At 68.7% G+C, this 16,563-nt stretch carries 19 protein-coding genes and 1 pseudogene; 14 read left to right on the top strand and 6 right to left on the bottom strand.

Translation table 11 applies throughout. The annotated features are described in order from the left end of the window. Window positions 1-224: 224 nt before the first annotated feature. Complete coding sequence (locus tag EDF27_RS07305) at window positions 225-689, bottom strand: SRPBCC family protein (protein ID WP_132047956.1); 465 nt, start codon at window positions 687-689, stop codon at window positions 225-227. A gap of 35 nt (window positions 690-724) precedes the next feature. On the opposite strand from EDF27_RS07305, the gene EDF27_RS07300 reads away from it, so the two are divergent. Then, on the top strand, window positions 725-1,753 hold the full coding sequence (locus EDF27_RS07300; protein WP_132047954.1) for a dipeptidase: 1,029 nt from the start codon (window positions 725-727) through the stop codon (window positions 1,751-1,753). Window positions 1,754-1,823: 70 nt separating this feature from the next. On the opposite strand, the gene EDF27_RS07295 is transcribed toward EDF27_RS07300, so the two are convergent. Then, entirely contained in the window at window positions 1,824-2,483 is a 660-nt protein-coding gene (locus EDF27_RS07295) for a DUF899 family protein (RefSeq protein WP_123702616.1), read from the bottom strand. 289 nt (window positions 2,484-2,772) lie between these two features. Between EDF27_RS07295 and cysK the strand changes: the two genes are divergently transcribed. Together cysK and epsC are read left to right on the top strand one after the other, a co-directional pair. After that, a complete protein-coding gene (cysK, locus tag EDF27_RS07290; RefSeq protein WP_123655592.1) occupies window positions 2,773-3,711 on the top strand; it encodes a cysteine synthase A in 939 nt (312 codons plus the stop codon). Next, window positions 3,708-4,289, top strand: a complete 582-nt coding sequence (gene epsC, locus EDF27_RS07285) for a serine O-acetyltransferase EpsC (protein WP_243698248.1) — start codon at window positions 3,708-3,710, stop codon at window positions 4,287-4,289. The genes cysK and epsC overlap by 4 nt, the downstream gene beginning before the upstream one ends. A gap of 158 nt (window positions 4,290-4,447) precedes the next feature. Here epsC and EDF27_RS07280 read toward each other — a convergent pair whose 3' ends face one another. Beyond that, window positions 4,448-4,747, bottom strand: coding sequence for an excalibur calcium-binding domain-containing protein (locus tag EDF27_RS07280; RefSeq protein WP_123655591.1), 300 nt, complete (start codon window positions 4,745-4,747; stop codon window positions 4,448-4,450). A gap of 114 nt (window positions 4,748-4,861) precedes the next feature. Between EDF27_RS07280 and EDF27_RS07275 the strand changes: the two genes are divergently transcribed. Continuing rightward, complete coding sequence (locus tag EDF27_RS07275; RefSeq protein WP_132047952.1) at window positions 4,862-5,245, top strand: MmcQ/YjbR family DNA-binding protein; 384 nt, start codon at window positions 4,862-4,864, stop codon at window positions 5,243-5,245. A 60-nt stretch (window positions 5,246-5,305) separates the two neighbouring features. Next, window positions 5,306-6,052 (top strand): ASCH domain-containing protein, encoded by a 747-nt coding sequence (locus tag EDF27_RS07270; protein WP_207909578.1) that lies wholly within the window; start codon window positions 5,306-5,308, stop codon window positions 6,050-6,052. A 73-nt stretch (window positions 6,053-6,125) separates the two neighbouring features. Here the strand turns inward: EDF27_RS07270 and EDF27_RS07265 are convergent, their stop codons facing one another. Next, the gene (locus tag EDF27_RS07265; RefSeq protein WP_123655589.1) at window positions 6,126-6,779 is read right to left on the bottom strand and encodes an MOSC domain-containing protein; all 654 of its coding nucleotides are present in this window, start codon (window positions 6,777-6,779) and stop codon (window positions 6,126-6,128) included. A gap of 141 nt (window positions 6,780-6,920) precedes the next feature. On the opposite strand from EDF27_RS07265, the gene EDF27_RS07260 reads away from it, so the two are divergent. From EDF27_RS07260 to EDF27_RS07250, 3 genes are read left to right on the top strand one after another with little or no spacing between them, the layout of a single operon-like run. Beyond that, window positions 6,921-7,487: an RNA polymerase sigma factor gene (locus EDF27_RS07260; protein ID WP_123655588.1), complete on the top strand. Its 567-nt coding sequence runs from the start codon at window positions 6,921-6,923 to the stop codon at window positions 7,485-7,487. Next, window positions 7,484-8,134, top strand: coding sequence for an Asp23/Gls24 family envelope stress response protein (locus EDF27_RS07255; RefSeq protein ID WP_132047950.1), 651 nt, complete (start codon window positions 7,484-7,486; stop codon window positions 8,132-8,134). Before EDF27_RS07260 ends, EDF27_RS07255 begins: the two co-directional genes overlap by 4 nt. After that, window positions 8,131-8,436: a hypothetical protein gene (locus EDF27_RS07250; protein WP_132047948.1), complete on the top strand. Its 306-nt coding sequence runs from the start codon at window positions 8,131-8,133 to the stop codon at window positions 8,434-8,436. The genes EDF27_RS07255 and EDF27_RS07250 overlap by 4 nt, the downstream gene beginning before the upstream one ends. A 337-nt stretch (window positions 8,437-8,773) precedes the next feature. Here EDF27_RS07250 and EDF27_RS07245 read toward each other — a convergent pair. Then, window positions 8,774-9,091, bottom strand: a pseudogene (locus EDF27_RS07245) (low temperature requirement protein A); the annotation flags it as partial. Between the two features lie 436 nt (window positions 9,092-9,527). Between EDF27_RS07245 and EDF27_RS07240 the strand changes: the two are divergent. Further along, window positions 9,528-10,493, top strand: coding sequence for a hypothetical protein (locus EDF27_RS07240; RefSeq protein WP_132047946.1), 966 nt, complete (start codon window positions 9,528-9,530; stop codon window positions 10,491-10,493). A gap of 92 nt (window positions 10,494-10,585) precedes the next feature. Here EDF27_RS07240 and EDF27_RS07235 read toward each other — a convergent pair whose 3' ends face one another. Then, complete coding sequence (locus tag EDF27_RS07235; RefSeq protein ID WP_123702155.1) at window positions 10,586-11,113, bottom strand: CPBP family intramembrane glutamic endopeptidase; 528 nt, start codon at window positions 11,111-11,113, stop codon at window positions 10,586-10,588. A gap of 611 nt (window positions 11,114-11,724) precedes the next feature. Between EDF27_RS07235 and EDF27_RS07230 the strand changes: the two genes are divergently transcribed. The 5 genes from EDF27_RS07230 to EDF27_RS07210 all read left to right on the top strand — a co-directional run bounded on the left by EDF27_RS07230 (window position 11,725) and on the right by EDF27_RS07210 (window position 16,479). Further along, window positions 11,725-11,931, top strand: coding sequence for a hypothetical protein (locus EDF27_RS07230; RefSeq protein ID WP_123702157.1), 207 nt, complete (start codon window positions 11,725-11,727; stop codon window positions 11,929-11,931). Beyond that, a complete protein-coding gene (locus EDF27_RS07225) occupies window positions 11,928-12,176 on the top strand; it encodes a hypothetical protein (protein WP_132047944.1) in 249 nt (82 codons plus the stop codon). The genes EDF27_RS07230 and EDF27_RS07225 overlap by 4 nt, the downstream gene beginning before the upstream one ends. A 111-nt stretch (window positions 12,177-12,287) precedes the next feature. Beyond that, complete coding sequence (locus tag EDF27_RS07220) at window positions 12,288-13,460, top strand: histidine kinase (protein ID WP_132047942.1); 1,173 nt, start codon at window positions 12,288-12,290, stop codon at window positions 13,458-13,460. Then, a complete protein-coding gene (locus EDF27_RS07215; RefSeq protein ID WP_207909577.1) occupies window positions 13,457-14,116 on the top strand; it encodes a response regulator transcription factor in 660 nt (219 codons plus the stop codon). The genes EDF27_RS07220 and EDF27_RS07215 overlap by 4 nt, the downstream gene beginning before the upstream one ends. A 152-nt stretch (window positions 14,117-14,268) precedes the next feature. Continuing rightward, window positions 14,269-16,479 carry an MMPL family transporter gene (locus tag EDF27_RS07210; RefSeq protein WP_123340196.1) on the top strand — a complete coding sequence of 737 codons (2,211 nt, stop codon included), beginning with the start codon at window positions 14,269-14,271 and terminating at the stop codon, window positions 16,477-16,479. Window positions 16,480-16,563 lie beyond the last annotated feature (84 nt).

The raw sequence follows: 16,563 nt of genomic DNA, 5'->3' as shown, positions 1-16,563 counted from the left end.
GGCGGGCGCGCTGGGCCCGCGCCGCCCTGGCCGGCCCGGCGGGCCGCCGGCCCGGCGGGCCGCCGGCCCGGCAGGCCCGCGCCGGGACACTCACCACGCGCGTTCCTTCCCACACCGCGTGCGATGGGAAGTCGAATCGCGCGTAGGGGGTCGGAACTTCGGACCGCCTACGCGCGATTCGACCACCTACGCGCGAATCGACCACCTACGCGCGATTCGACTTCCTACGCGGCACCCGGCCGACGCAGCTCCGCCGCCAGCACCCGGTTCCGCGCCGCGAGCACGCGGGGCATGTACCGCGCGAGCACGAGCACCTCGGCCAGACGCCCGAGCGGGCCGAGCGGCGCGCGGAACGTGACGTCGTCGACCATCCGTGTGCCGGGACCCGACGGCTCGAACCGGTGTTCGTGGTGGAAGTGGGCGAACGGACCACGGACCTGTTCGTCGACGAAGCGGGCCGGAGCCTCCAGCGTGGTGATCTTGCTCGTCAACCGCCAGACCACCCCGAGGTGCCGCGCGCGGAACGTGACCGTCTCGCCGAGGCCGATGGGTCCCGACACGGTGCCGGCGACGGCACGCTCCCCGGTCGCGGCGAGCGACCGCTCGTGCGCACCGATGTCGAGTGACAGCGCGAAGGCCTCCGCCGGGGGCGCGTCGAGGTGGGTCACGAGGCGGAACGACACGGTCACGGGGCCATTGTGCCCGGACCGGTAGCGTCGGTGGCATGACGTTTCCCTTCCCGGTGATCGACGGCCACAACGACCTGCCCTGGGAGCGCCGCGAGTCGCACGGCTCCGGGGTCGAGGGCGTGGACACCGAGGACGGCTCGCTGCACACCGACATCCCGAAGCTCCGCGCCGGGGGCGTCGTGGGGCAGTTCTGGTCGGTGTTCGTCCCCGCGGACGAGCCCGACCCGGTCCGGACGACCCTGCAGCAGATCGACGTCGCACACCGGCTGGTCGAGCGGTACCCGGACGACCTCGCGCTCGCGCGCACCGCCCCCGAGGTCCGTGCGGCGATCGCGAGCGGCCGCATCGCGTCGCTCCTCGGCGCCGAGGGCGGGCACTCGATCGGCGACGACCTCGCGGTGCTCCGCGACTTCGCCCGGCTCGGGGTCCGCTACATGACCCTGACGCACAACGACGACACCCCGTGGGCGGACTCCGCGACCGGCGCACGGGCCCACGGCGGCCTGACGGACCGGGGGCGTGCAGTCGTCGCCGAGATGGAGCGGATCGGCATGCTCGTCGACCTGTCCCACACCGCGCCCGCGACCATGCGGGACACGCTCGACGTCGCCACGCAGCCCGTCGTGTTCAGCCACTCCTCGACCATCGCGGTCAACGACCACCCGAGGAACGTGCCGGACGACGTGCTCGGGCGCCTCGCGGAGAACGGCGGCGTCGTGATGATCACGTTCGTGCCGAAGTTCGTCTCCCGCGCGTGGGCGGACTGGGAGGAAGCGGGTTCGGTGGGTGAGGGCCCGCTCGTCACGGTGTCCGACGTCGCCGACCACGTCGAACACGCGCGGGAGGTCGCCGGTGCGGAGCACATCGGCCTCGGTGGGGACTACGACGGCACGCCGGTGCTGCCGCCGGACGTCCGGGACGTGTCGCGGTACCCGGTGCTCGCCGCGGAACTGGAGCGCCGGGGGTGGGGCGCGTCGGACCTCGAGGCGCTGGCGGGCGGGAACGTCCTCCGCGTGCTCGAGGCGACCGACGAGCGGTTCGGCCGGACCGCACTGGTGCGGTAGCAAGCAGCCCGGGCAGCCGAGCGCCGGGCAGCCGAGCGCCGCACAGCCGAGTGGACGCGCCGAACCCGGCTCAGCCGTACGTGGGGAACTGCGGCCAGCCCGCCGGGCTGTCCTCCCACTCCTGCTGCCGCCCGTACACCGTGCGGTCCATGATGTGCGCGACGGGACTGATCGCCTCGGTGCCGCGGGCGGTCGTCGAGTACGTCAGGTAGGGGACGCCGTCGCGGAGCAGGTAGTACGAGTACCCGGGCACCGGGCCCTCCGGCTGCGTCCACCCCCAGTCGTCGTGGTAGCTCGTCCCGCCGGAGGACACCCAGGTGTGCGGCCAGCCGTGCGACGCCTTCCACGCGTCGAGCTTCTCGATCGGGGCCTGCGCGATCATCGCGAACGCGATCCCCTCCTCCTCGAGCCGCCCCATGTCCGCGGGCAGGTTGTCGACGCCCCACGTGCACGCCGGGCAGGCCTCGTCCCACGACGGGGCGTACATGACGTTCTGCACGAGCAGCATGTACCGGTCGCCGAACAGCTCGGTCAGCCGGACGGGGCCGTCCGGTCCGGTGAACGCGTAGTCGTCGACCCGGACCATCGGCAGGCGGCGTCGCCCCGCCGAGACGCGGTCGCCGTGGCGGGTGAGTTCCTTCTCGTCGCGGACCTGCGCGGCGAGTGCGTCGTCGAACGCGGCTCGGTCGACCACGGGTGGTGCAGCCTCGGGTTGCTCGGGTGCGTACATGGCGACCTCCTCGTCGTTGCGGCGCAACCTACTCGCAACCCACGACGGCGGACGTCGTCCACGAAGGAGACAGCGTCGAAAGCGACAGCGAGCGGCAAGATGCGGCGCGCGATCGTGTCCGCGCTGTCGCTTTCTCCGCTGGCTGGTACCAGCGGCCTGGAGGCCCGACCCGCGTCGCCGACGCGGGGCACGTCATGGACAGGGCCGGGTCGGTTCCGGTGGCTAGGATCGGGCGCACACCGCGCCTCCAGACAGGGTCGCGGACGTGACCCGAGTGAGGACGGAACCGATGACCGGCACCATCTACGACAACATCTCGCAGGCGTTCGGCAACACCCCGCTGGTGCGGCTGAACCGGCTGCCCGCCGACGGCGGCGCAGAGGTGCTCGCGAAGCTCGAGTTCTACAACCCGGGTGCGAGTGTGAAGGACCGGCTCGGCGTCGCGATCATCGACGCGGCAGAGGAGTCCGGCGAGCTGGAGCCCGGCGGCACCATCGTCGAGGGCTCGTCCGGCAACACGGGCATCGCACTCGCCCTCGTCGGCGCTGCCCGAGGGTACAAGGTCGTCATCACGATGCCCGAGACCATGAGCGTCGAGCGCCGCGCCGTGATGCGCGCCTACGGGGCGGAGATCGTCCTGACGCCCGGCGCCGAGGGCATGAAGGGCGCCGTGTCGAAGGCGGCGTCCATCGTCGACGAGACGCCCGGCGCGATCCTCGCCCACCAGTTCGAGACCGCTGCAAACGCCGCGATCCACCGGAAGACGACGGCGCAGGAGATCCTCCGCGACACCGAAGGTCACGTCGACGTGTTCGTCGCGGGCGTCGGCACGGGTGGCACGATCACGGGCGTCGGCCAGGTCCTGAAGGAGCGTGTGCCCGGCGTGCAGATCGTCGCGGTGGAGCCGAAGGACTCGCCCCTGCTCACCGAGGGCAAGGCCGGCCCGCACAAGATCGCCGGCATCGGTGCGAACTTCATCCCGGAGGTGCTCGACCAGTCGGTGATCGACGAGGTCTTCGACGTCGAACTGGACGACGCCCTGCGCGTGGCCCGGGCGCTCGCGACGGACGAGGGCATCCTCGCGGGGATCTCCTCCGGCGCGATCATCCACGCGGCGCTCGAGATCGCCGCGCGGCCCGAGAACGCCGGCAAGCGCGTCGTCGCGATCGTGTGCGACACCGGTGAGCGCTACCTGTCCACCGTGCTGTTCGAGGGACTCACTGCGTGACCCGTCGCCGACGAGGCGTGCTGCGGACCGTCCGGGAGGACCTCGCTGCAGCGCGCCGTGGAGACCCCGCTGCCCGCGGCGACCTCGAGAACGCCGTCGTCTACTCCGGGCTGCACGCCATCTGGGCGTACCGGATCGCGCACCGGCTCTGGATCGCACGTGACCTGCCCGGGTCCCGGTTCGCCGCCCGGGTCGTGGCGCAGACCGCGCGGGCGCTGACCGGCATCGAGATCCACCCGGGCGCCCGCATCGGCCGGCGGTTCTTCATCGACCACGGCATGGGGGTCGTCATCGGCGAGACCGCCGTGGTCGGCGACGACGTGCTGGTGTTCCACGGGGTGACCCTCGGCGGGCGCGGCGGTGCCCACGGGCCGGGCGCGAAGCGGCACCCGACGGTGGGGGACCGCGTGGTGCTCGGCGCAGGATCGTCGCTCATCGGTGCGATCACCGTCGGGGACGACTCGGTCGTCGGGGCGAACACGGTCGTCACGAAGGACGTCCCGGCGGGGTCGGTCGTGACCGGCGTCGCCGGGACGGCGCGGCCGCGGTCCGGCGGCGAGGGCGTGCCGACGCTCTGACGCAGGGCGCGGGGCGCGCGGCGCGCGGCGCGGGCGCGGGTGGCGCGTCTCCGGGCGCGCGAAACGCCGCCGTCCGCTCGAGACGCCGCGGAAAGTGGCGGCGTCTCGGCAGATCAGCGGCGTCTCGGTAGAACGGCGGCGGCTGCGCGCGGCGCGCGTCAGCTCTTCTCGCAGGCGATCCCGTCGGCGTCCGCGTCGAGCTTCTTGTTCGCCTTGTAGAGCGCGTCGTCCTTCTTCACGGTGCCCTTGAACGCACGGTGGGTGACCTTGCCGCCAGAACGGACGGTGTTGTCCTTCGTGGCCTTCTTCGCGATCCCGCCGGAGTACACCTTGTGCACGGCATCGCAGTTCTTGTAGGTGGTCGTCGCGGCCTCGGCGGAGACCGCGGTGCCGACGGAGACGGTGGTGGCGAGGACGATCGCGGTCGCCGCGATGCCGATGGTCCGGATGATGCGCATGGTTCCCCCACGGGTGGTCACTGCCGCGTCGGGTACGCGGCAGAGCCGATCGTAACGATCCCTCGGTTCCGGGTGCCCTCCCCAGTCCAGGGGAGCCTGCGGCATGCTGGGGACATGGACGGCGAAGCACTGCACGAGGTCGCGGCCCGCACGGCGCTCGCGCTGCCGGCGACCGAAGCGACAGAGCCGTTCGGGGAGGGCGCCCTCGTCTACAAGGTCGTCGGGAAGATGTTCGTGATGACCTCGGAGCTCCGCGGGGTGCCGATCGTGAACCTCAAGTGCGCGCCACCCCACGGCGCGGCGCTGGTGCGTGACCACGAGGAGATCACGCCGGGGTGGCACATGAACAAGCGGCACTGGATCACGCTGTCACCGGGTGCGGGGATCGACGAGACCCTCGTGGAGGACCTCGTCGCGAACGCGTACGAGCTCGTGGTCGCCGGGCTGCCCCGGGCGAAGCGGCCGATCGACCCGCAGCGGCGACGCGACGAAAGCTGACGCGACGAGCGCTGCGCGACGAGCGCTGACGCGGGCCGGAACTCCTGGCAGGGTGGGGGCATGCTCTGGCGCACCGACAGGATGATCCTCGACGCGGCGACGGCTGCCGCTGCCCGACTCCCCGGGGACGGGACGCACGGCGGCACCCACACCGTCGCCGCGGCGGCGATCGACCTGTCCGGACGCGTCCACACCGCGGCGAACGTCTTCCACTTCACGGGTGGCCCGTGCGCGGAACTCGCGGTGCTCGGCGCGGCCGCGGCGGTCTCGGACGACCCGGTGATGGCGATCGTGGCGGTCGGGGACGGTGACCGCGGGGTGCTCGCCCCGTGTGGGCGTTGCCGACAGGTGCTGCTCGACCTGCACCCGCACGTGCTGGTCCTGGTGCCCGGCGCCGACGCGGGCGGGGAAGGCGACGGCGAGCCGGTGGGCGTCCCGGTCCGGACGCTCCTGCCGCACGCCTACGCCTGGCCGGACCGTCCCGCCCCGAGGATCGTCCGGTTCAACGGCCGTTACCGCAACGACGTGCTGGCCGGCCGGAAGACCGCGACGATCCGCCACGACGACCCGCAGGGCACCGGTCCGACCACCTTCGTGTTCGAGGACGAGCACGCCGAGGAGTTCACGACGACCGGCGCGGTGGTCGAGTCCGTCGTCCGGAAGCGCGTCGACGAGATCGATGCCGACGACGCCCGCGACGAGCACGCCGGCAGCGTCGCGGACCTGCGCGCCGGACTCCTGGCGCACTACCCGTCGCTCGGGGACGACGACCTGGTCGAGGTCGCCCGCTTCCGCGTCGTGCGCTGACGCAGCCGGGGACTCACGCGCCGACGCTGACGCGCCCCTGGACTCACGCGTCGACGCCGACGCGCCCCTGGACTCACGCGTCGACGCGTGCCAGGACCTTCGTGACCTCGCGGAGCACCTTCGGCGCGAGCGGACGGCCCCCGGCGCCCGGCGCCGACGCGTCCAGCACGGCCTGCGCCTGCGCCGGCGTGAGTCCGGCGAACACGTCCCCGATCGTCACGCCGTGCTCCGGTCGGGACAGCACCTCGATCGGGTCGCCCGCTGCGACGGGCCCGGACTTCAGCACGCGGAAGTACGCACCGGGACGTCCTTCCTCGGTGAACCGCTTGACCCACTTGTCGACGCCGATCCGGCGGGCGAAGGTCCCGCAGGGGATCCGGGGGATGGTGACCTCGAGTTCGAGGGTCGCCCCGACCCGCCAGCGCTCCCCGGTGACGGCTCCGGTGACGTCGATCCCGGTGGTCCGGAGGTTCTCGCCGAAGAGCCCGGCGGGGACCGGGCGGTCGAGCACCTCGGCGAAGTACGCGGCGTCCTCGTCGGCGTACGCGTAGACGGCCTGGTCCTCGCCGCCGTGGTGCTTGCGGTCCGCCTGGACGTCCGCGTAGAGCCCGAGCGGCCGTACCCGGACGGGGCCGTCGACGGGGCGCTTGTCGATCGCGGTGATCCCGATCGTGCCCGAGTCGGGGAGCAGGCGGTCGACGCGGCAGACGGCGGTGACGAGCGACATGCGCCCAGCCTGCCGCATCCGGGACCCCGAGCGGAACCTGGCACTTCGTGGACCGGCGTGACGAATGCCGTCCGGGGACCGTCCCAGATGCGAGGACGGGAACACCAGCGATCCCGCAACTGCGACCAGTAGAAGGAAACCGTGCAACACCCACCGAACCGGACGCCACTGGCGGAACTCGACGACGGCGTCCTCGCCGGTCGGTCCGCCGACGGCGACGTCCGTGCCTTCGAGATCCTGATCCGTCGGCACACCCCGCTGCTCCGTGCCTACGCTCGGCGGACCCTCGGCTCGACCGACGAGCTCGACGACGTCGTCCAGGAGACCTTCATCACGGCCTGGAACCGCCTCGATTCGCTCGAGGACCGTGCGCACGTCAAGGCGTGGCTGATGCGGATCCTCAGCCGGAAGTGCCTCGACCGGATCCGTGCCCGCCGTGACCACGACGACGTCACCGAGCTCGAGGTCGCGGCGCCCGACGACGGCGCGCCCGAGCGCGTCGCCGAGGCGCACGACCGTGAACAGGCGGTCGAGGTCGCGCTCGCGGCCCTGCCCGAGGCGCAACGGCGGTGCTGGCTCATGAAGGAAGTGCTGGAGTACCGCTACGAGGAGATCGCCGAGGAGCTCGGTGTGCCACTCTCGACCGTCCGCGGACTGCTCTCCCGCGCCAGGAAGAACATGATCCGACTGATGGAGGGATGGCGATGACCGACGCACCCGAGAACGTGGTCCTCTCGGCACTCGAACCCGAAGACCTCGACGGCCACACGATCGACGAGCTCGCCGACTACCTGGACGCCGGGATGCAGCCGGTGGACCCGAGCATCGACGGCTCGCCCGCCTGCCAGAACGCCCTCGCCGCGATCATCCGGCTCCGGCAGGCGTCGCTCGGCTCGCTCGAGGCGGCCGCCCGGGACGAAGCGCCCGCCGACGACTCGTGGATCGGCGGCGTCCTGGCGAACATCTCGCTGGAGGCACGCTCCGGCCGCGACGTCCCGCTGCGTGCGGAGGCCGCCACCGAGCACCCGGTGATGACCGAGGGCGCGATCCGCTCCCTGGTCCGCCGCGCCGGAGACGCTGTCCCGGGGATCGTCGTCGCACGGTGCTCGATCGACGGGGACGTGACCGAGCTCGCGGCGCCGGTCCGGGTCACGGTCGAGGTCGCGATCGTCGCGGGCCCCTCCATCCCGGCTACCGCCGACCTGGTCCGCGCAGCGGTCGACTCGGCACTCCGGGAGCAGACGGACCTGGTCGTCGAGGCGATCGACGTGCTGGTCCGCGACCTCATCGTCGGGCACCCGGCACCGACCGACAGCACCGACAGCACCGACACCACCGGGGAGGCGGGCGCATGAGCGACGTCGAGCAGGTACCAGCACTCGCCGCGGTCGAGGCGGCCGTCCTCGCGGTCCCCGGCGTCGCCGAGGTCTACCGGGCCCGTCCGACGCTGCAGAGCACCGTCGCGGCGGTCCGGCACGTCACGGAAGCGGCGCGAGTCGTCCTCGACGGCGACGTCCTCCGCGTCGTCATCGGCACCGACGGCGTGCTGCCGGCTCCGCAGGTCGCGCGGGCGGTGCACCACGCGGTGCTCGCCCAGTGTGCGGAGCACGGCCTGACGCTGGCGCGCGTCGACGTCCGCATCGCGCGCGTCGGCTGACCGCCGCTCCGCGGGCCCGCCGGTCGTCGTTCCGCGTCGGGACCGGGTCGTTCCGCGTCGGCACCGAGGTCGTTGCGCCGCGAAGGAGCGACAGAGCCGTCGTCGTACGACAACGAGATCGTCGCCATCGCGCGTCCGCAACAGTTGCAGGCGCGCGGTGACGACGAGGTCGCTGTCGTACGACAGCGAGGTTGTCGTTCCGCGTCGGGAGCGCAGGACGCACGTCGGGAGCGCAGGACGCGCCCCACGAGCGCAAGACGCGCGTCGGGAGCGCTGACCGGCGGCCACGACGCCGGACGGGAGGCCCGTGGCGGCGCCGCCACGAGCCTCCCGTCCGTCAGCGGGTGGGCCGCAGGGCCGCGACCTCCAGGACCACGACGATCGCCGCGACCAACAGGGCGGTCGCCACGAGTGAGAGCTCCGGCACCGCGATGCTCGCGAGGATCGCGAGCATCAGCACCACGACCACGACGTTCGAGCGGACCGACAGCGACGGCCGGAGCGCGAGCGCCCAGATCGACGCGACGAACAGCGCGACCGGCACCGCGATCGTGGCGGCGACGGACGCGTGGGACAGGTCCGCCTCGCCCGCGTCGGCGCTGACGGCGACCTCGATCCCGGCGGGCAGCGCCGCGGCGGCCGCGAACACGAAGTAGTGGCCGACCTGGTTATGCCTCCAGGAGAGGTTGCTCTCCTCGAAGTGGGCAACGCGCTCGCGGCTCGGTAGGGAGGCCGACTACGGTCTCGACGTGCCCGCAACAGCTCCCGCCTGCCCGTGTATCGACGCGCATCGGCGACTCCAGGACCTTCACGAAGACGTGCATCGCGCCATCGAGGCATACATGGAGCCCAACGAGTTCAGGCGCTTCCTGAATTCAGCTATCCAGAATTCGAGGGGAGTGACGTTCCTCCTTCAGAAGCGCAAGGCAAAGTGGCCCGACTTCGACCAGTGGTAGGGATCCTGGCAGTCGAAGTCCAGAGAGAACTCGATCCTCAGTTGGGGCGTCACCGCTCGGAACCGAGTCGTCAAGGAAGAAGACCTGAAGACGCTGAGTGAGGCCCGCATCACGCTGTACGGCGAGCGGCTCAGCGTGGCAGAAGACGTCTTGGTCGTGCCACCGGAGTACACACCTGACGACATCTTGGCCGTGTTCCACCAGGCGCGTGAGGCTTCCGGCACCCGGAAGGGTGTGATCCGCGTACAGAGGCGCTGGGTCGACGATCAGCTGCCTGACTACGAACTCGTCGCCGCGTTGAGTGAGATGTACCGCGGAGTTGCCAACGTGGTCAGCCTCGCGCACAAGGCCAGCGGTGCTGTTGAGCCTTGTGGTATCGAGCACTTCCCGCGTGACTGCGTGACCGCTTTGATCGAGCCTGAGCTGCGGTGCGTGGGACCCGGTGCTCCTGTTCCCGACGGCTTGTATGACCTCGCGACGGGCGAACGCATGGGGTTCCGCTACGGAACGATCGAGAAGGATGAAGACCTCATGCAGGTCGGCTTGGAGCGTTACGGTCCCCTGCCCGAGAAGCACTCCTCCGACCCGATTGAGCACGCACCGGAGCGCCTGGAGTACTCCAAGCAGTTCTTGCTGGCGGACGGGTACAGCGGTCCAATGCTGGTGTTGAGCCGCGAAGAAGAAGTGAGACTGCTGGGTGTCTGGTTCGACGACGATGAGCCTCGCGAACTGAAGATCGCTGCGAGCGTGGACATGGTCGGTGTCTGGCCCTTCACCGGCGCGGTGTATTCCTCTGAGACCTGGCTTGGAGTGCCGAGAGGCAGTCTTCTGGGTGTACCGCCCGAAGAGTTACTTGACAGCAACGATGAGTACTTCACGGTCTCTGTTGCGGCAGGGAGGGAAGAAGCACTGATCGTGATCGGGCTCGCAAACGATGGCCGATCTCGAGTCTTGATTCAACCGTTTGGCAGAACCAAGGACGGGATCGTCTGGGGGCCGCTCACGGACGACGCCACAGGACAATTCGTGCCGCGTTTCATGAACCCGATCTGGCGAAACTGGCCCGACTACCGCACGAAGATGCCCGGAACTGAGCATTGAACAGACGCGAGATCCATCGATTTGCGGCGGAGTATTGCGCTGAACCGTCGCCCTGTGCGCGCCCGGTCAGGAGACTTTGACGGACTCCGACATCACGCTCCGGTCGTGGTGCAGTGCGCGTCGTTCCGTGATGAGGAAGACGATGAGGAGAACGGCTCCGACGAGGACCAGGGCGATGTTGCCGAGCTGGGCGAGGGCGGTGATGCCGCCGGTCGCCGGGTGGGTGCCCTGCATGAAGATGCTGGGGTCGGTCGGGCGTGCAGCAGGATCGGCGCGACGATCATGCGGGTCACCCGCGACGCGAGGTACATGCAGAAGCCGAAGAAGGACGTGTAGACCATCTGCAGCAGCGTGGGTCCGAGCGGCTGACTCGTGAAGAGGTTGCTCCCGTGCAGGAGGGCGAACAGCGCCGCCGAGACCCGGCCGACAGCAACCTCAGAATGCCCCGAGGACCGCATGATCCGGACGACGTAGCCGCGGGCGAGGAGTTCTTCGGAGAAGCCGATGACGAGTCCGGCCAGTAACCACGCAGCGACCCAGTCGAACCCTGCGGCGGAGTAGTCGACGGTCGCGAGCCGCAGCACGTTGAACAGCAGCACGACCACGATCGCGATCCACATCCACCCCCGGCTGCGGATTGGCTGTCGTTCGAAGGTGGTCCGCGACCATCCGACGTGCCGCAGCACCGATGCGGCTGGTTCCGGAGCCGATCCGTTGATCGGCGGTGCCAGGCAGGCGGACGACGCCGTCGACTCCTTCTGGGATTGTCACCCACACATCGAGCAAATCGTCCGCGACCCAATTCGGTGATGAGCGGGCCAAGCGCAAGAAGCTGGTCGGCGAGTTCGTCTGGACTGGAGTCCAGCTGCTGTCGAACACGATCCAGACCGGCTTTGATCGCGGAGGATCCCGGTACTCATGTCTTGCGCCACAACGTTGCTCACCTGTCGAATCATTTGTCGACTACTTTCACAGGCGCATGGATGAGCCGCGTACTCCCGCAGCACTCCATCCGTGTGGTCCATCCGGAGTACGGACCCTTCGGCGCCGCCTTGAACGTCTCACTCTCGGACACCGAGGAAGGTGGCGCGGCCTCGGATACCGAAGACGATCACACTACGGCGTCTACTCCATCTGGAGTAGGCGATCGAGTCTTGCTGAACGACGACGGATCGTCCGCCGGCACTGAGGATGAACTCATCAGGGCGAGCCCCTGCGCAAAGGAGTCATCATGACCGTGATTCAGTCCGCCGCAGCGCCAACTGCGCAACGCATCCGTCCCGCTGAGGGTGCCGTGGCGCGCACTGCCCGAGTTCCCAAGCTGGTCGCCTGGGGGACACTCATGACCGTCTCCGAGGTGGTCCGGTTTGCCGGATTCATGGTTGTGCTCGTCGCCATGGGTGTCGAGAAGCTCGCTGTGACGGTGATCTCGCGATGACGATGAGCTTCGGCCGCTCCGATGCGGAATCCGTACTGCTGCGACAGACCGTCCGCCCGGACGATCTCTTCTTGCAGGACACCGTTCCGATCGACATGACCGCCGTGATGCTCGAGTACTCGAGGCCCGAAGAACGCGCGGAACCCGCGGAGCGCCGAGCGTCAGAGCGAGAAACCACGGCGCGCGACACCACCTCAGCCACTCCGGTCTCCGACGAACGCGAGGCTGCCGTTGGCGATCGGTGAACGGTCCGGCGCGCGGCGGTGAATAGGGCTCAGAGGGCGACGTCGCCCGAACATCCGAGGCATGTGACGTCTGTAGGCCGCGCGCCGATCTTGTCCAGGCACAATCAGACCGTGAACGACGAACCTCAGCGACCTGAGATCGAGTCGCCCCGATGGCTGCGTGCGCAGCGCGCGGTACCTCGCTCCATGCCGTACATCAGCGTCACGGCGATGCTGGTCGAGATCGCCACCGCGATCATTCTCGGGGGGTCGTTCCTCGGATACATGGGAGCCGTGGTCTGCGCGGTAGGTGCCGTAGCGGCACGTCGGCGACCTTACGTCGGGATCGGGGCAGTCCTCCTGGGGACCGCACTGGCAACACTGGGGCACCGTGACGCCCTCGCTGAGTTCACGGTGGTGGCATTCACGTTGTTCGCCATCACGGCTACCGGCACCCCGGCGTTCCGATCGACGTTGCTGTCGGCGGGAGTGGTTGCGGGGATCGTCGCCGCAAGCGGCTACCTCGACCACGGTCGGGTTGTCCAGTGGGACGGAGCTGCGGGAGTTCTGAGCGTCGTCGCGGCAGGTGCCATCGGATCGGCGTTGTTCCAGCAGTACAGGTCCTGGGAGGCGCTGCGAGCACGTGCCGAGGACGCGATCGTCACCCGAGACATTGAGGCAACTCGCCGAGTCGCTGAGGAGCGCATCCGTATCGCTCGTGATCTCCACGACATCATCGGACATCAGACCGCAGTCGTGAACATGCATCTCGGGGCGATTGCCGTATCCGGGCTGGCGACTGACTCACGGACTGCCGCATCCGTCGAGGCCGCACAGACCGCCACGCAACGCATCCTCGCAGAAACCCAGCACACCCTGCGGGTTCTCCGCGCAGACGAGCACGCAGCCGCGGCATCGAGCCCGCTGCCGACCCTCCAGGACATGGCCGCGCTTGTTCGATCGTTCTCCGAGATCGGTCTCAACGTCGACGCACAGATCCCAACGCCCTTGCCGAAAACCTCGGACGCGGTGGGCGTGACCGTCTACCGAGTCGTGCAAGAGGCGCTCACGAACGCTCATCGATACGGCGCCGGCGAGGCAGCACTCACGCTCCACGCTGCGGCCGGTGCGCTGCACGTGGAGGTGACGAACCCAACCCGCCCGGACGCATCGAATGTTCATGGAACGGGGTTCGGCATCATGGGCATGCAGGAGCGCGTCAAATCTGTTGAGGGCACCGTTCGGATTGATGTCGAAGATGACGTATTCGCCGTGTTCGTGACCATCCCCGAGGAGCAAGCATGATCTGTCGCGTACTACTCGTCGACGACCAGGAGATGATCCGTCTCGGTCTCCGAGCCATCATCGATTCCAGCCCGGACTTCGCTGTCGTGGCCGAAGCATCCGATGGATTCGAGGCCCTACGGGTTCTCGACCACGAGTCCATAGACCTGATCGTGATGGACGTTCGGATGCCTGGGATCGACGGAGTCGAGACAACCCGACGGGTGCGAGCGACACGATCAGCGCAGCAACTCCCAATCATCGTCCTAACCACCTTCGAGGAGGACGCCGTGGTTCTCGACGCACTCCAGGCCGGTGCCAACGGGTTCCTGGGCAAAGGCGTCGGACCAGCCGCGCTCCTCGAGCGACTCCGGCAAACGGTGCAGGGTGATGCAGTGCTCTCCCCAGCTGCGTCGAGCGCGGTCGTGGAACACGTCCAAACTGGTCCCCGACGACCAGTCGACGCCGAACTCGCGCAGCGGTTCGCAGCGTTGACGCCCCGCGAACTCGACGTCGTGATCGCCGTCGCCGCGGGCAATGACAACGAGCAGATCGCCGCAGCGATGTTCGTCTCACCCTTCACCATCAAGACTCACGCCACCCGCGCGATGGCGAAGGTCGCAGCGCGCGACCGCGCTCAGCTCGTCGCCTTCGCCTACCGCGCTGGACTCGTCTGACCCTCCGGACATCGGAGCGTCATCTACTGCAGATGAAGTAGAAACGGCGCTTCGCACAGACGACGCCCCGACGACTGCGTCACCCGAGGATTGAGACATCAACTGCCGGCCCGAGTTCCTCCAGGGCGGCACCTCATTCTTCAGGAGCACTCATGCCGAAGTTCCTCGCCGCTGTCGGGCGATTCAGCGCCAGACACCGCTTGATCGTGATCGCAGCTTGGCTGCTGATCATCGCCGTCTTCACCGGAATCACCGCCACATCAGCTGACCTCGGCGGCGGAAAGACCACTGCCCCTGACACCCCCGCGTCCAAGGCGCTGGACACACTCCAAGACAAGTTCCCCGGCATGAAATCCTCCGGCTCGGAGGCAAAGACCCTGCAGCTGGTGATGGAAGGCCGCAACGGCGCCAACATCACGGACGCCGATTCCGTGTCCCGAGTCACTCGCATCGTGGACGCCGCGGGGGACCTCCCGCACGTGGAGTCTGTGACCTCCCCGTTCGACGAGCAGCAGCCCTACGTGTCGAAGGACCAGACCACCGCCGTGTCCACGCTGACGTTCAGCGGCATCACGGACAGCAACGCTGAGAAGACCTATGACAAGGTCCTCTCCTTCGTTCACTCGCACGACGCAGATCTTCGCATCGAAGTTGGCGGGCAGATCGCCGAGGACAGCTACCCGATCGGCGGAGCCGGGGAGATCGTCGGCCTCCTGGTTGCGTTCCTGATCCTCTTCCTGACCTTCGGATCGCTCATCACCGCCGGCGCCAACATGCTTGTCGCCCTCAGCGGCGTCGGAGCAGGCATCCTCGGCGTGCTCGCATGGTCGGCAATTCACCCTCTCGACACCACCGTGATCAGTTTGCCAGGCATGCTCGGCCTCGCGGTCGGCATCGATTACTCGCTCTTCATCCTCACACGTTTCCGCGCTGAGCTTCGTGCCGGGCGCAAGGTCGAGGACGCCGTCGCTCACGCCACGGGCACGGCCGGCACAGCCGTCGTCTTCGCTGGCCTCACCGTGATCATCGCGCTCGTCGGCTTGGTCGTCACTCGGATCAGCACCATCGAGGACATGGGCTTCGCAGGAGCCTTCGCAATCGCGATCGCCGTGCTCGCAGCCCTCACCCTCTTGCCCGTCATCCTGCGGAGCCTCGGCCTTCGCGCCCTGCCGAAGAAGGACCGCGAAACGCTCCGCGCCGGCGGAACGATCGACGTCGCCCCGAAGAAGCGTTCGTTCCTGCGCAGCTGGGGAACGGCGAACACCCGGCACCCCCTGCTCATGCTCATCGGAGGCGTTGCAGTTCTCGCCATCGTTGCGATCCCGCTGTTCAGCATGAAGACCGCCGCAAACATCCCGGGCGGCTCGAACCCGGACTCCACACAGCGCCACGCGTACAACCTCATCGTGGACAAGTTCGGTGGCACGCAGTCACCGCTCCTCGTCCTCGCCGAAGGCAACGACGTTCAGGACAAGGCTCCTGACGTGCAGAACGCGCTCGATGACCTCGCTCACGTTCGGATGGTCACCCCTGCCCAGATCGACACCTCCGGTGACACGGCCCTGTTCACCGTCATCCCGAACGGCAGCCCGATCGACGACGGCACGAAGGACCTTGTCCACGACATCCGCGACCAAGCCGATTCTGTCGGTGGTGTGCACCTCGAAGTGACCGGCGAAACTGCAATCGGTCTCGACACGACCGCACAGATGAACAAGGCACTGATCCAGTACGTCGTCGTGATCGTCGTCTTGTCGTTCCTGCTGCTGGTCGTGATGTTCCGGTCACTCCTCGTACCGCTGTTCGCGACCCTCGGCTACCTGCTGTCGTTGGGTGCCGCACTCGGTGCACTCACTGCGGTGTTCCAGTGGAAGTGGCTGGACTTCATCATCGCCGCACCCCAGGGCGACCCCCTCGGCAGCATTCTCCCCATCATCCTCGTCGGCGTCCTCTTCGGACTCGCCATGGACTACCAGGTCTTCCTCGTCTCCAGGATCCGCGAAGAGTACGTCTCCGGGCTCCGGCCCAAGGAAGCCATCCTCGCGGGCTTCAGCAAGTCCGGCCCGGTGATCGTCGCCGCAGCCCTGATCATGGCCTTCGTGTTCGGCGGCTTCGCGTCGAGCGAGATGACGTTCGCGTCGGAGACCGCGTTCGGACTCCTGATCGGCGTTCTAGCGGATGCGTTCATCGTCCGCATGGTCCTGATGCCGGCGCTCCTGGCGTTGGCCGGACGCGCCGCATGGTGGATGCCGAAGTGGCTGGAGCGAATCGTGCCGAATCTCGACACCGAGGGTCACAGCCTGACCGAGGACGAAACGGCTGCCAACACTGAGCCGCAGCGAGAGGCGATCAAGGCCTCCTGACATTCCCGCCAGCGGGGGTATCGACGAGTCTTTCGTCGGTACCCCCGCTGTCGTCTGCCTGCGATTGACCGGCAGGTCCCATTC

This window comes from Curtobacterium sp. PhB136, assembly GCF_004346855.1.
Taxonomy (GTDB): domain Bacteria; phylum Actinomycetota; class Actinomycetes; order Actinomycetales; family Microbacteriaceae; genus Curtobacterium.
Note: the sequence above shows the minus strand (reverse complement) of the source record. Positions and strands in the feature narration are given on the sequence as shown.

Bases quoted from the DNA above. Each gene is read 5' to 3' on its own strand.
- EDF27_RS07215 (WP_207909577.1), top strand. From the start codon at position 13,457: ATGATCTGTCGCGTACTACTCGTCGACGACCAGGAGATGATCCGTCTC.
- EDF27_RS07255 (WP_132047950.1), top strand. From the start codon at position 7,484: ATGACCGACGCACCCGAGAACGTGGTCCTCTCGGCACTCGAACCCGAA.
- EDF27_RS07230 (WP_123702157.1), top strand. From the start codon at position 11,725: ATGACCGTGATTCAGTCCGCCGCAGCGCCAACTGCGCAACGCATCCGT.
- cysK (WP_123655592.1), top strand. From the start codon at position 2,773: ATGACCGGCACCATCTACGACAACATCTCGCAGGCGTTCGGCAACACC.
- EDF27_RS07300 (WP_132047954.1), top strand. From the start codon at position 725: ATGACGTTTCCCTTCCCGGTGATCGACGGCCACAACGACCTGCCCTGG.
- EDF27_RS07265 (WP_123655589.1), bottom strand. From the start codon at position 6,779: ATGTCGCTCGTCACCGCCGTCTGCCGCGTCGACCGCCTGCTCCCCGAC.
- EDF27_RS07210 (WP_123340196.1), top strand. From the start codon at position 14,269: ATGCCGAAGTTCCTCGCCGCTGTCGGGCGATTCAGCGCCAGACACCGC.
- EDF27_RS07280 (WP_123655591.1), bottom strand. From the start codon at position 4,747: ATGCGCATCATCCGGACCATCGGCATCGCGGCGACCGCGATCGTCCTC.
- EDF27_RS07250 (WP_132047948.1), top strand. From the start codon at position 8,131: ATGAGCGACGTCGAGCAGGTACCAGCACTCGCCGCGGTCGAGGCGGCC.
- EDF27_RS07295 (WP_123702616.1), bottom strand. From the start codon at position 2,483: ATGTACGCACCCGAGCAACCCGAGGCTGCACCACCCGTGGTCGACCGA.
- EDF27_RS07275 (WP_132047952.1), top strand. From the start codon at position 4,862: ATGGACGGCGAAGCACTGCACGAGGTCGCGGCCCGCACGGCGCTCGCG.
- EDF27_RS07235 (WP_123702155.1), bottom strand. From the start codon at position 11,113: ATGTGGATCGCGATCGTGGTCGTGCTGCTGTTCAACGTGCTGCGGCTC.
- EDF27_RS07225 (WP_132047944.1), top strand. From the start codon at position 11,928: ATGACGATGAGCTTCGGCCGCTCCGATGCGGAATCCGTACTGCTGCGA.
- EDF27_RS07270 (WP_207909578.1), top strand. From the start codon at position 5,306: ATGCTCTGGCGCACCGACAGGATGATCCTCGACGCGGCGACGGCTGCC.